Annotated in this window: 15 protein-coding genes; 12 read left to right on the top strand and 3 right to left on the bottom strand. The window is 54.3% G+C overall.

Annotation, left to right across the window (positions count from 1 at the left end):
- Positions 1 to 6: 6 nt before the first annotated feature.
- A complete protein-coding gene (locus tag H7C19_RS16150; RefSeq protein WP_185143682.1) occupies positions 7 to 1,758 on the bottom strand; it encodes a sulfatase-like hydrolase/transferase in 1,752 nt (583 codons plus the stop codon).
- 141 nt (positions 1,759 to 1,899) lie between these two features.
- Here H7C19_RS16150 and H7C19_RS16145 point away from each other — a divergent pair, with 141 nt between their 5' ends.
- The 7 genes from H7C19_RS16145 (at position 1,900) to H7C19_RS16115 (ending at position 6,735) form a co-directional block, all read left to right on the top strand.
- Positions 1,900 to 2,304 carry an SWIM zinc finger family protein gene (locus H7C19_RS16145; protein WP_185143681.1) on the top strand — a complete coding sequence of 135 codons (405 nt, stop codon included), beginning with the start codon at positions 1,900 to 1,902 and terminating at the stop codon, positions 2,302 to 2,304.
- Positions 2,305 to 2,650: 346 nt separating this feature from the next.
- Positions 2,651 to 3,055: a hypothetical protein gene (locus H7C19_RS16140; protein ID WP_185143680.1), complete on the top strand. Its 405-nt coding sequence runs from the start codon at positions 2,651 to 2,653 to the stop codon at positions 3,053 to 3,055.
- Between the two features lie 5 nt (positions 3,056 to 3,060).
- A complete protein-coding gene (locus H7C19_RS16135; protein WP_185143679.1) occupies positions 3,061 to 3,870 on the top strand; it encodes a phosphoribosyltransferase family protein in 810 nt (269 codons plus the stop codon).
- Positions 3,871 to 3,872: 2 nt separating this feature from the next.
- Positions 3,873 to 5,360, top strand: coding sequence for a nicotinate phosphoribosyltransferase (locus H7C19_RS16130; RefSeq protein ID WP_185143678.1), 1,488 nt, complete (start codon positions 3,873 to 3,875; stop codon positions 5,358 to 5,360).
- Positions 5,361 to 5,389: 29 nt separating this feature from the next.
- On the top strand, positions 5,390 to 6,157 hold the full coding sequence (locus H7C19_RS16125; protein ID WP_185143677.1) for an NUDIX hydrolase: 768 nt from the start codon (positions 5,390 to 5,392) through the stop codon (positions 6,155 to 6,157).
- 83 nt (positions 6,158 to 6,240) lie between these two features.
- On the top strand, positions 6,241 to 6,441 hold the full coding sequence (locus H7C19_RS16120; protein WP_185143676.1) for a cold-shock protein: 201 nt from the start codon (positions 6,241 to 6,243) through the stop codon (positions 6,439 to 6,441).
- Between the two features lie 81 nt (positions 6,442 to 6,522).
- Complete coding sequence (locus H7C19_RS16115; RefSeq protein WP_185143675.1) at positions 6,523 to 6,735, top strand: cold-shock protein; 213 nt, start codon at positions 6,523 to 6,525, stop codon at positions 6,733 to 6,735.
- Positions 6,736 to 6,992: 257 nt separating this feature from the next.
- Here the strand turns inward: H7C19_RS16115 and H7C19_RS16110 are convergent, their stop codons facing one another.
- Both H7C19_RS16110 and H7C19_RS16105 read right to left on the bottom strand, forming a co-directional pair.
- The gene (locus H7C19_RS16110) at positions 6,993 to 7,952 is read right to left on the bottom strand and encodes a VOC family protein (RefSeq protein WP_185143674.1); all 960 of its coding nucleotides are present in this window, start codon (positions 7,950 to 7,952) and stop codon (positions 6,993 to 6,995) included.
- Between the two features lie 5 nt (positions 7,953 to 7,957).
- Entirely contained in the window at positions 7,958 to 9,301 is a 1,344-nt protein-coding gene (locus H7C19_RS16105; RefSeq protein WP_185143673.1) for an AraC family transcriptional regulator, read from the bottom strand.
- Between the two features lie 19 nt (positions 9,302 to 9,320).
- Between H7C19_RS16105 and H7C19_RS16100 the strand changes: the two genes are divergently transcribed.
- From H7C19_RS16100 to H7C19_RS16080, 5 genes are all read left to right on the top strand, one after another.
- Positions 9,321 to 9,569 (top strand): Fic family protein, encoded by a 249-nt coding sequence (locus tag H7C19_RS16100; RefSeq protein WP_313731699.1) that lies wholly within the window; start codon positions 9,321 to 9,323, stop codon positions 9,567 to 9,569.
- A 145-nt stretch (positions 9,570 to 9,714) separates the two neighbouring features.
- On the top strand, positions 9,715 to 9,924 hold the full coding sequence (locus H7C19_RS16095) for a hypothetical protein (RefSeq protein WP_221469281.1): 210 nt from the start codon (positions 9,715 to 9,717) through the stop codon (positions 9,922 to 9,924).
- A gap of 233 nt (positions 9,925 to 10,157) precedes the next feature.
- Positions 10,158 to 11,432 (top strand): ABC transporter substrate-binding protein, encoded by a 1,275-nt coding sequence (locus tag H7C19_RS16090; protein WP_185143671.1) that lies wholly within the window; start codon positions 10,158 to 10,160, stop codon positions 11,430 to 11,432.
- A gap of 226 nt (positions 11,433 to 11,658) precedes the next feature.
- Positions 11,659 to 12,546: a carbohydrate ABC transporter permease gene (locus tag H7C19_RS16085; RefSeq protein WP_221469280.1), complete on the top strand. Its 888-nt coding sequence runs from the start codon at positions 11,659 to 11,661 to the stop codon at positions 12,544 to 12,546.
- Position 12,547: 1 nt separating this feature from the next.
- Positions 12,548 to 13,381: a carbohydrate ABC transporter permease gene (locus tag H7C19_RS16080; protein ID WP_185143669.1), complete on the top strand. Its 834-nt coding sequence runs from the start codon at positions 12,548 to 12,550 to the stop codon at positions 13,379 to 13,381.
- Positions 13,382 to 13,399: the final 18 nt, after the last annotated feature.

Genomic DNA, 13,399 nt, shown 5'->3' with positions numbered 1-13,399 from the left:
ACTCATTCAAATCCCAACCCGACTCGGATACAGCCTCTTCCGCTTGCGCTGCTCCTCCAGCAGCCGCATCATCCACGTCTGAATGCCTCGTGTCTCCTCCGTTGCCCAAGCGTGATAAGTCAGGTTGCGCGTCTCCATCGGGTCGTCGGTCAAGTTGTACAGCTCATACTCGTCCGGTACCGGTTGAGTCTTTGTATACGTTACACACTTGTCGGCATGATCTCCTCCCGCCGGATGCGCCGTGACGTCCCGGACTCCGGGATCCGTCCAGAATTGACTGTTGTCGAAGTAGCGGGAGAACTTCCACAGCTCCTCCTTGTCGTTCCGATGAAGCGTGACCAGGACGGTCTCGATGTGGTTCGGCTGAACGACGGAGGGATAGGGTCGGCCCCATAGATTCACCTGGCGCTGCCCGCGCGTAACGTCGTCGTCGGTCATGAAGTAGATTGGCTCTTCCGCGATAGCAGGTTCGGGTTCCCGGATCAGAGGCGCCAGGTTGCGGCCGACCGGCGGGCGGGCTTCGCTGAATCGGTTCTGCATGCTGCTCCGGACCTCGGCCATATCGATATTCGCCAGCCCCAGCATCGTGGGCAGAAGATCGACGTGGCTCGTCAGCTTATGCACCTCCCGATGCTGCGGGAAGAGATGCCGGTTGTGGATGAGCAGCGGGACATGAAGGAACTCCTCATAGGCGCAGTACCACTTCTGGTGCAGATTGCCGTGCGCGCCGAGGAGGTCCCCGTGATCGGACGTGAAGATGACGATCGTATCGTCATAGAAGGAAGATCGAATCAAGGCCTCCAGCGCCAGCCGCATCTGCTGATCGGCATTCTTCTGCAGCTGATAGTACAGCTGGCGGTAGAACGGCTCGTCGCTAATGGGCTGCAAGGCGACCGGGTAGAGATCCCGATAGCTCGCCTGACAGCGCGGCTTTGTGTGGAGGGCTTCGTGCCGCGTCGGCGGCGGGGCGACCGCCGGCATCGGCTCCACCTCGAACTTAAAAAAATTCGGCAGCCGCGCGGTCAGATCGCCGTACAACACAATATCGTGCGGATTCACGAAGGAGGAGACGATGAGCCAAGGCTCGGTATTCATGCCCTGGCTTTGCCGGCGGTCGAGGGTCTCGATGAGCTCGACGACCTCCGCGCCGTACACGACGTCTCTGCCGCTTAATCCGAATGCCGCGGAGGAAGCGGAATTGCGAGGGCTCTCCCCGATCGGGTCCGGACCGATCCAGTCGGCGAAGCCGTAGTCGTTCAGGGGGTTGGCGCGAGCATAGAGCCGTTCCAGCTCCGGGTCGGGAACGCCCGTCAACGGATGGTAGCTAGGGACGCTATTGTGGGTGCCCGGAGTGACGATGTCCGCGTTGGAGATGTGCCATTTTCCCTTATAGTAAGTCTGATATCCCGCGGCGCGAAAGTAATCCCCCATCGTCGGCACCGTGTTGCGATTCAGCCAATACATATCGGAGTCGAACGATTGTTTGGCGATCCCGACCGTCTGGCTGACCCCATGGAGCGACGGATACTGCCCGGTGAACAAGGTAGCCCGGCTGGGGCAGCACGCCGTGCTTCCGATATAGTGCCTGTGGAATTCCGCGCTGTGCGGCCGCAGCAGTTCCTGAGCGATCAGGTTCTGTCTCCGCCAATCTCGAATCTCCGGGTTCTCATAGATGGGCGGATACCGCTCCTCGTCTACGAGCAGTACAAGAAAGTTGGGCTTCGCGGGCAAGCGGGACGGACGCGGCGTATCGTTCATGGCATACACACCCTCGGTCAGGTTTTACCTCTACCTTATGTTGTGAAACTGCAGAGAAGTAGTATTCTAGTAGAAGTTCAGGTATATCTATCGGCGGAATAGGAAGGACTAACGGATACGCATGCGAAGGAGACGATCTGCGTGAAGTTAAAAGATTTCGAGAAGTTCGTCTTGCCCGGCATCCTGAAGAGGGGCGAGGAATACTACGTTGAAGGTCATGTCGTTGATATAGAAGAAGTCGATAAAGGATGCTATCAGGCCGAGGTGGAAGGAAGCGAGAATTACGAGGTCGAGGTGCGAATCGGCTCGCGTGGCGATATCCAGTCCATGGCTTGCGATTGTCCTTACGATCAGGAGGCGTTCTGCAAACACCAAGTAGCCGTACTGCTGGAGATCAGGTCCATGCTGGATGTCTTAAAAGCCAAGACCGATTCCGCCCCCAAGGGAAAAGCCTCCCAACCGAAGAAGAAGCTTGCGGATCAGTTGAAGGCCCTGAGCAAGGAGCCGGCGATCAGCGTGGAGAGTCGTTCCTTCAAGCGAACATAGGCGTGCCCGATATTCGCGAGGCGGCGATAAAGAATGCGATCGCGCAGTCTCGTTAAGATGAGGCGTTAAGCTATGCGCAGGAGGGGGAAGCGCAGGATACCCAGAGAGGATACCCGGGGCTCGTTGATCGCTGGAAGAAGCTTCGGCTGTAGGTCTATCGGCTCACGAAATGGACAAGATGGGAATGTGAACCAGAAGCGCCACGCGTACTGCCGAGCTAGGCAGAGCCCGCGGCGCTTCTTTTTGGCCCTCATTCCAAAATAATGCCAAAAGTCCCTTGACGAAAATAATAAATGTCATTATGATAATATAAAAATGACAATATAAATAAGAACGAGGTGAGCCGATGGACTTCTACTTGGAGGATGACAATGTCGTTGCCCGATTGGTTGCGGAGTGGAAGAAATACGGCCGGCTCGTCGTCGCTTATGATTACGATAACACGGTCTACGATTACCATCATGCCGGGCTTGCCTTCGACGACGTCATCGCGCTGTTGAGAGCGTGCAAGGAACAGGGCGCTCATCTGGTGATCTTCACCGCGTGCGGCGAAGCGCAATATCCCGAGATTCGGGCGTATCTAACCGCCAATCGCATCCCGTTTGATGCCATTAACGAGAATCCGCCGTTCGTTCCGGTCGGAAGCCCGCACAAGATCTACTACAACATCCTGCTGGACGATCGCGCGGGGCTTAGCTCGGCCTACCGGTGCTTGAAGTCGGCGCTGGACATGATGAAGCGAGGAGCGTGAACGATATGATCTATCTGAATGATGAGCTGCTGGCGTTCAAAACGTTCCCGAACGGCGAGACGTTGGTGGACGGGGAGCAGATCTTGAACGTGGCGGGCGAGCGCAACCGCATCGCCTTCAAGTACGAATCCGACGGCGACTTGATCAAGCTGATGTTCGTGAACAATTTCCTGGAAGATCATCGGCTCAAGGCTTCGCTCGTCATCTATTACATGCCGTACAGCCGAATGGATCGGGTAGAGGGGACGTCCGTGTTCACGCTGAAGTACGTTGCGAACTTCATTAACGCCATGAACTTCGAACAGGTCACGGTCATCGAGCCCCATTCGGACGTCTCTCTGGCGCTCCTCGATCGCAGCAGCGCGAAGTACGTCTCGATCGAGCTGCTGGATACGGTGGTGCGGGAGACGGGCTTCGATCCGGCAGAGGACTATCTGTTCTTCCCGGATGCCGGGGCGCAGAAGCGCTACAGCAAGGTGAAGGGCTACAAGCAGCTGGTCGGCTACAAGGTACGGGATTTCCAGACGGGGCAGATCCGGAAGCTGGATGTCGTCGGCAGCGTCGACAAGACCGGATTCAAGGCGATCATCGTGGATGATCTATGTTCCTACGGCGGCACGTTCCTCTTGAGCGCGGAGCGGCTCCGGGAGATCGGCGCTTCGGAGATCTATCTGCTGGTGAGCCACTGCGAGAAGTCCATTTTCCAAGGCAAGATCCCTCAGTCCGATCTGCTGGACCGGGTCTTCACGACGGATACGATGCTGGATGAATCGAACACGGACCGCATTCGGATTTACAAAATCGGAGGTATGTGATCATGACGCACAAATATGTATATCCCGCTACGCTGCTCTGCGACTTCTACAAGGTCAGCCACAAGAATCAATATCCGAAGGGCACGGAGCTGGTCTACTCGACCTGGACGGCGCGGACCAGTCGTATCGCGAATCTCGATCATGTCGTCGCCTTCGGCTTCCAGGCGTTCATCAAGGAATATCTCATCGATTACCTCGACGAGTTTTTCTTCGGGAGAACCCGGGCGGAAGTGGCGGACGAGTACAAGCGGGTCATCCATTACGCGCTGGGCGTCGCCGATCCGGATGCCGGCCATATCGAACGGCTGCACGACCTGGGCTATCTGCCGATCCGCATCAAGGCCGTCAAAGAAGGCAGCCTCGTCCCGATCAAGGTGCCGATGCTGACGATCGAGAATACGAAGCCGGAATTCTTCTGGTTGACGAACTATTTGGAGACGCTCATGTCGTGCCAGCTCTGGATGCCGGCCACGAGCGCCACGCTGGCGTTCGAGTATCGCAAGATCCTCGAAGCGTACGCTCGCCGGACCAACGGAGACTTGTCGGGCGTTCCCTTCCAGGGACATGACTTCTCGATGCGGGGCATGAGCTCGCTCGAAGCGGCGAAGAGCAGCGGAGCCGGTCACCTGCTCTCGTTCACGGGGACGGATACGATCCCGGCGATCCTCTACCTCGAAGATCACTACAACGCCGATATGGAAAAGGAATTGGTCGGCACGTCGATCCCGGCCACCGAGCACAGCGTCATGTGCGCGCACGGGCGGGACGAGATGGCCTCGTACCGGTACTTGATCAAGGAAGTATATCCGAGCGGCTTCGTGTCGATCGTATCGGATACATGGGATCTATGGAGCGTGCTCGACGTGGTTATCCGGGGACTGAAGGAAGATATCCTGAGCCGGGACGGCCGGGTGGTCATCCGCCCGGACAGCGGCGACCCCGTCAAGATCATCTGCGGAGATCCGGATTCGGCGAACGCATTCGAGCGCAAAGGCGTCATCGAGCTGCTGTGGGAGATCTTCGGCGGGACCGTCACCGAGCGCGGCTACAAGCAGCTGGACAGCCACATCGGAGCCATCTACGGCGACGCCATCACGATCGACCGCTGCCGGGAGATCTGCGAGAAGCTCGCGACCAAGGGGTTCGCTTCGACGAACATGGTGTACGGCATCGGCTCGTTCACGTATCAGTACAACACCCGCGATACGTTCGGATTCGCGCTCAAATCGACCTTCACCATCGTGAACGGCGAAGAGCGCAAGATCTACAAGGATCCGAAGACGGACAGCAACCAGTTCAAGAAGTCGCAGACGGGGCTGGTCCGGGTCACGGCCCAAGACGGCACGATGGCGTATGTCGACAACCTCGGCCAAGCGCAATACGATGGATTCGGCGAGACCGACCTGCTGGAAGACGTATTCGTAGACGGAAAGCTGGTTCGCGAGCATACGCTGAGCGAGATCCGCGCCGCGTTGCTCGGAACCCTGTAGGATATGAATGACGATAGGAGAACGCGCAGATGAGCGAACAAGACGCCGGCAGCTACACCCCAAGCGAATACCGCACGCCCGACGGCGCGCCGTCGGACATCGTGGTGTTCACCATTACAGCCACAGAGAAGTTAAGCGCCAAGAAGTCGCTTCCCGTTCGCAAGCTCGAAGTGCTGTTGATTCAACGCAAGAAGTGGCCATTTGAAGGAAAGTGGGCGTTGCCGGGCGGGTTCACGCGCGAGTCGGAAACGGTTCAGGCGTGCGCTCGCCGGGAGCTGCTGGAGGAGACGGGCGTCTCCGACGTCCATCTCGAGTACTTCAACGTCTACAGCGACCGCGGCCGCGACCCGCGCGGATGGATGATCTCGCACGCGTTCTTCGCGCTCGTCCAGGAGACGTACGTGGCGAACCGGCGCACGTCCGATGAAGCGTCCGACGTGCGACTGCTGCCGGTCGAAGAGGCGCTGGCGATGGAGCTGGCCTTCGATCATCGGACCATCCTGCAGGACGCGCTGGACCGGATTCGATTGAAGATGCTGACGACGACGATCGCGAAGGAGTTCCTGCCCGAACGCTTCACGATCAGCGAGCTGTACCAGGTCATTCGGACGGTCGTGCCGGCCTTCGAAGAGAGGAACTTCATTCGCAAGATCACTTCCACGCAGAGCCGCAAAGGCATCCTGGAGGAAGTCCGGGACCGGAGCGGGCAGCCGATGATGTCGAACCGGTATTCGCAGCGTCCGGCGCAGCTGTACCGGTTCACGGATTATGTGCCGGAGCTGTCAATCTACGGTTAAGCAGCGAATAAGCGGTAACATTCGCTATTCTAGGCGGGATGAAGTATACTGAGCGTGGACACTCTAAAAAAGGTGGTAAACGAATGGAATCGGGAACGGTAAAATGGTTTAACGCAGAAAAGGGCTTCGGCTTTATCGAGGTCGAGGGCGGCAACGACGTATTCGTGCACTTCAGCGCGATCGTCGGCGAAGGCTACAAATCGTTGGACGAAGGTCAACGCGTAGAATTCAATATCGTTCAAGGCAATCGCGGCCCGCAAGCCGAGAATGTCGTCAAGCTCTAGAGCGGAATCCGTGCCCCGAACTTATCGTTTGGGGCATTTTTTATCGCTACATCCATGACACGATCGGAAAGAGGGATGTACGTGTATTATTCGCGAAAAAGACCGTTAGAAGATCTGCCGGAAGAGATCACCGCCATCTGGTCATGTCCTGGAGCGAGCTGCAACGGATGGATGAGGGATAACTTCACGTTCTCCATCGCGCCCGTATGCTCCCAATGCCAATCCGAGATGGTGAAAAGCGAAAGAATGCTGGCGACGGTTGTGAATACGAGCCCTAACCAACTCAAAAAGTAGCATGCTGCGGCTCGTTCGGCAGCCATCCATTAAAGAGCGCCTTAACAGGTGCTCTTTTTCTGTATCCATGACGCTGCATGCGATACCGTTTCCCCTCATCCGCTGAAGCCCGTGACGGCGGCATCGGTTTTCTAAAATATATTATTCATCGCGCTCACCTCATCCTGTCGGTTATGGCTTTCTGCAGTTGCTGCGATTGTAAGAATTGCGCTGAACCGGTATAAATATCGCCCGTGCGTTGGCCAAGCCTTCACTCCTTAATAATCGCAATATCTCCGATCCTGATTGACCCAGATGTAGTGACCGTCTGGCGTGTAAAACTTGAGGTAACCTCCGCAGCCGGTGAATTCCAAGTCTTCCGGCACGGTTCCGCCGAATGCCAGCACTCGCTCCCGCAAAGCCCGGATATTTTTCGAATGCAGCTCCAATGCGTGTTTCGGACGGCCGTTCAACATCCAGTGCATCGGCTGCATTTTTTCTTGCTGCAACTGCACCAACCGGATCATAGGCTGATTTTCGGCACTGCCAGGAACCGCCATATAGACGGCGTCCGACAGCTCATTCGATACGATCTGTTGAAATCCCAGGGCTTTTACAAAGAACGACACCGTTTGTCCTACATCCGAAACGTACATCTTCAGATGACGGAAGCCATTAATGTTCGTCTGAAACCGGCTGCTGATTCCGGAATCGGCTCGTTCATATACGGCAATCAATTGCCCTTCCGGATCGCAAAAAGAGATGTAACCATCGGATGGCTCCCGTTCGATCCTGGCTCCGGCCTGCAGCAACCGGCCGTACAGTTCAGCTAAGCTTCTGGCGTACAAAGCGACGTATTCCATGGACTTGCCGTTCACCGTTCCTTGCAATCGGGGGTATTCCGCATCCGGAGTTTCCAGGATATGCAGCCCGGGACCGATTCGAGGTACGGTTTGCAGGAACGTATTGATTTCCAGCGGTCGATCTGGATATTCCAGGGCCATGCCCAAGACGTCGACGTAAAAGGATATGGTCGATTTCAGGCGGGTAGCCGGAAGCTGCACGAGAGTCATGCAATCAACGGCAGATTCCAATCCGGCAAATGCTTCGGCAAAACTTTCACTGGCGGGGTCCGCCGTTTTTCCTTCCACCGGCTGTCCCATGATGACTTTAAGAGATTGCGGCACATGTTGCGGTTGGTAGTTTTCTTCTTTGTTCTTCTTTGCGGACTCTGCCATGACTTTCACTCTCCATGGAAAATTGGGATATATATTTTCACTACGGTATCTTTCTCAATGTCCGTGCCCTCAACCGTGTGATACTCCGCGAACCATTGCCTCTTCTCATCCAACCGATACTGATCGTTCGCCGCGATCCAGCGGTGCATTTTGTCCAGAACTCCAATCAATAAACCGTATGGTTTGGATATGCAGCAAGCATATAGTCCAGGGCCGAATACTTTCTCTTCCAATTGACATTCCGGATCCAGCGCCTCCGCATCATTTTCCAAAATCCCGTTCTCCCACCAATTGTCGTTCGAATCATGGAAGCCATAGTTGAATGACATATAGTAGCGACCTGCCGACATTTTCCGGTCCTTCAACCGTTTTTCATGGCACCGGATCAATTGATCTTCGGCTTTCCGCTGAGCGTCGGTACCGATCCCCCGGCAGAAAACGGCTCTTCTGGCAGTCAGTTCAACGACTTCGATCGATTCCGGATGAAGCTTACGCTGCACAGGCAGATACAGGTTCATTCTCGTCAATTTGCCGTTATAGGCGATGAATTCTTCGATATATTGGTGTCGGCCGATTTCAAACGTGCTCTTCGGCAGCCATTCGGCCAATAAGCGGTTCCATCCATCCTGCACCGTTTCCGGAGGGGAAGCGGCGATTTTCCGAACCGCGTACAACCCGCCAACAAATGGTTGCTCGTCAAACCCGGCACTGAGCCTTTCCCCGCTCCCGATAAGCAGGATCCGGTAACCGTATCGGTGAGTCCCTGATTCGGGGGGATCGACATTGTGACCGAAAATCCTGACTTTGGAATTCTGATTGTTCTGCATTAACTCTGCAATTTTGTCGTAAGCCGCCTGAAACGCATCGTTTTCTATGTTTTGTTCCTGGCTGGCAGTATACAAAAACGTGTACACTCTCTCCGGCATAAAGCGAATGACTTTAACATCCGGAAACGCTTCCGTTTGTTCTTTGTCCTCCAGGTAGACGACTTTCTCATGCAAGCGGATCGGCTCGAAGCTGTAGAATATATCGGCTTTGCGGTAAGCCGCAGGCGTCATTCCTGCGATCTTTTTGAACACTTTGGCGAATGATTGATAGGACTCGAACCCACTGTCCCAGGCAAGATCCTCCACCGATCGGCCGGAGTTGCGCAGATGGCCGGCGGCTACGCTCATCCGTCTTTTCCGTATATAGTCTTTGACTGGATGCCCGGTGAGCGCGTAAAACACCCGGTACAACTGAGCGACCGATATATACGCTTCACCTGCGATGTAGGAGAGATCAAGCTCCTCCGTCAAATGGTCTTCGATATAATCGATCGCTCTTTGTACGGACTCGACGTAGCTCATTCTGTCACCCTTTATCTGCGTGGGATTTATTGTCATTATAACAGAGGACATTTTCGCCAATGTGTTCAAAATTATCAGAAATCGATTGCTAAATTTTCTTCACAGGGCAATAGATAGGGCGGCGCTCATTCATATTGATCTTGTCGGAATCCATCCATTCATTGATGGAAATGATCACGCGCATACAAATAGGGACAACGCGAGGTTTGTCTCGATGGTTGCCGAGATACTGGATCGAACGTTCGATTTCTATTTGAGATTGGTATGAGAACCGTGAGGTCCATACTTTCTGACTTGCTCTTACCAGCAACAAAGCCAGCCGTATACAGCTGGCTTTGTATTTATTCCATTCTTTTCGACAGGACTCCTTCGCGCTGAATCAAAAGGTACGGGGCAGAACCTTCTTCCGTGGAGTGATTATCATCCCGTGGGTGGTACCCATCGTCATCGCGGCCCACAGAGCCTTAACGCCGGGCGTGAGTCTGTTCAAAGGGCTATACCAGACGGACTGGGGCAGCATGATGGCGGCTTCGGTTCTAAGCGTGCTCCCGATCGTCTGCATCTTCGTCTTCCTGCAGCGCTATTTGGTCGAAGGCATGATGGCCGGCGCGGTGAAAGGATAATGAGAGAGCCAGCCCGATGAGGCTGGCTTTTTGCACGGAGCGGATGCTACCCGTATAAGCGAATAGCCTTTAAACGATCCATATGGGAGAAGGAAGTAATGTCTTCTATTTATCAATCCATGTCGCCATTCTGCAAAGACCGCTCCAATTCGGCTGGGCTATAATGACAAATAATTAGAACGCTTTCATAACAGAGGGGATGGAACGAAATGGTCAAACGTAGAGGGGTTCTCTTGGCATTACTCGTGACTGTCGTATTTGCCGCAGGTTGCTCCAAAGAAAAAGAGAGCGTTAATCCGGCCAACTCTGACAGCGCTTCCAGTCCGGCGGTAAGCTCCACGGCTTCCGCCGAGAAGGTCACCTTGAAAGTATGGGGGGACTTGGTCAATCAAGCCATCGCGGAGGAGCCGTTCAAGAAGATCAACGAAGCCTTCATGGCCAAGCATCCGAACATCAAGATCGACTACGAGTTCGCACAGAACGAAGATTCGCTCAACGTCGCCCTGCAGGCCAATACGTTGCCGGACGCCTTCTACGTTCAAGGCAACAAATCGACCAAAATGAAAGAAATGGCGAAAGCCGGGCAGATCATTCCGCTCGACGAGTACAAAATCGACAGCAGCAGATTCCCGGAAGAAGCGATCAACTACACGTTGGTTGACGGGAAGATGTACAGCTCTCTTCCGTCCTTCTTCGACTATGCCATGATCTACTACAACAAAGACATCTTTGCGAAATACAGCTTGGAAGCGCCGAAGACTTGGGATGATTTCCTCAAAGCGCTGGATACCCTCGTCGCGAACGGGGTAACGCCGATCGCGGTAGGCGGCAACGGAGACTTCGACCGTTACTGGCCGATTCAGGAGATGGCCCCCGCCTTCATTAACGAAGACATGATCAACCTGTACGAAGGGAAACCGATCGACGAAGCACGCATGACCGAGCTGTTCGACACCTACCGTATGTTCGTAGATAAAGGTTATTACGGCAAAGATTTCGTCGCGATGGACGGCAAAGCGGCGCAGCTTGCCTTCACGAACGGCAAGACGGCGATGATCTTCGACGGAACCTGGAACAACACGATCTATGAGCAAGCGTCGATGAACATCGGACGGTTCGCGATGCCCGGCAAGGACGGCGTCCGGTATGCCCAGGAGGGCATGAACAACCTCACGACTTATGCGGTGGCCGCGACCAGCAAACACCCGAAAGAAGCGGCGGAATACGTGAAATTCCTCAGCAGCCTCGAAGCGGCGCAAATTGTCGAGGATGCGAACGGACACGTGCCGATCGTGAAAGACATCAAGCCTAAAGGCGAAATCGTAGCCGAATTCTCCGCATTCGACAAAGTCGGCAAAAACATCTATCACGCCTTCTCGGCCGCCGCGAATGAGAAGTCGAAGCCCCAGGACCTGCTGCTGACGGAAATATTGCCGAAGCTGATGCTGAAGAAGATAACCGGCGCGGAAGCGACGCAAATTCTGCAACAAGAACTAGCCAAAAAGTAGATGTCTAGGAGGCCGTCATGCCGTCCGTAGGGTTTGCTGAAGGCATGACGGTCTTTCGTTAACCATTTTGAATGGATAAGTTTCACGCTTATTCATTGCTAAATGGTCTCCGATAAAAACGTATCGCCCTCTAGAGAGGACGACGAAGCCGTTTTTTACTTGTTACCCGAGGAAAGTGGGGTCAGGCATGTCCTTTCTTGCAAAAAGACCGTTTTTACTGTTTCTATTGCCCGGATTTATCATCTACTCGCTGTTTGTCGTCTACCCCATCGTGGCAGCCGCAAGCATAAGCTTTTTCCGCTGGAACGGTATCGGCCCGAAGACGTTCGTCGGTCTGGACAACTACATTGAATTGTTCACCAGCTCGGAGATGATGTCGCAATTTTCGAACGCTTTGCTGAACAGTCTTCAGATCTTCGTCCTGACGGTCTTGATTCTCATTCCCGTGCAAATCATCGCCGCCTACCTGATTTATAACCAGGTGAAAGGGTACAAGTTTTTCCGGGTGGCCGTTTTTTCGCCGCAGTTCATCTCGACGCCGGTAATCGTCTTTATTTTTATGCTGCTGCTGGACGGCAACGTTGGCGTCTTCAACAAATTGCTGGAATGGATCGGTCTGGGCGAATACGTCCGGCCATGGCTGGGTTTGCCCGGATATGGCATGAATATCGTTTGGCTAATGATGTCCTGGTCCGGCTTCGGCGTCGGCATGATCTTCTTCCTCGGAGCCATGAAGATGATCTCGAAGGAGTCTCTGGAGGCAGGGTATCTGGACGGAGCCGGATTCTGGAAGCGGTTGTTCAGCATCATCCTGCCCCAGATGAAAATAACGATTCTGAATATGATTTTGATTACGTACATCGTCTCCATGACCGTATTCGACTTCAACTATATTCTGGGGGGCGTCTCCGGCGGAGTCGACCATGACGTGGACGTGATGGCGCTGCTGTTCTATCGGATCGCGTTCGGCGAATCCAGGAATCCTCTCGGAGGCAACATTAGCGAGAATTCAATGGGGCTCGGATCCACGGTCGCATGCGTATTGTTTCTCTTGATCTTCGTCATGTCCATGCTCCAGGTCTGGTTGACGTATCGCCGCAGGGAGGAGGTCTGACATGATCGGCGTTTCCGAAAAGAAGAAGTCGGCAACCGCAGCTTCCATCCTGCTGTGGATCTACTCGTGCTTTACCGTGTTCGTGCTCGGGTATATGGTTTATAATTCCTTGCGGCCCAAAAGCGAATTGCTGACCAATACGTTCGGCATCCCGAAGTCGCTTGGTTTCGATACGTATATCAAGATGTTCACGGAGCAGAAGTTTCACCGTTACTTCCTCAACAGTACGCTAATCCTTGGCGCGACGCTGGTGCTCATCGTCATTTTTGCGTCCATGGTCTCCTACGCGCTCGGACGTTACAAATTCAAGTTCAAGAACGCGCTGCAGGTTTATTTTCTGCTCGGACTCATGTTCCCCGCATCGCTGGGCGTGCTCCCTCTCTTCTTGCTCATGAAAGACCTGCATCTGCTGAATTCGTACGCATCCGTCATTCTGGTCTTATCCGCGGGCATATCCATGCCGGTGCTGCTGTTGACGGATTTCTTCGCCAAGATGCCGGGCGAGATCTACGAATCGGCCATTCTGGACGGGGCGTCCGAATGGAAAACGTTCTATCGGATCATGTTCCCGCTGGCGAGCCCGGTCATTTTCAGCATTTGCATCGTCATGTCCGTACAGATCTGGAACCAGTTTTTTATGCCGCTTATTTTCCTGCAGAACGACTCGCACAAGACCGTGCCGCTGATCGTCATGAAGTATACGAGCAATCTCATGCTGTCGATGGACAAAGCGATGGTGGCTTCGGTCATCGCCACGGTGCCGATTTTGATCCTCTTCATGATTTTCTCCGAAAAGATTTTGGACGGCGTCGCCTCGGGCGGAGTCAAGGGTTGATCATTCATTGATAGAGCC

Origin of the sequence: Cohnella nanjingensis, from assembly GCF_014212125.1 — a bacterium.
Taxonomy (GTDB): Bacteria; Bacillota; Bacilli; order Paenibacillales; family Paenibacillaceae; genus Cohnella; species Cohnella nanjingensis.
This window is presented reverse-complemented; position numbering and strand designations above follow the sequence as displayed.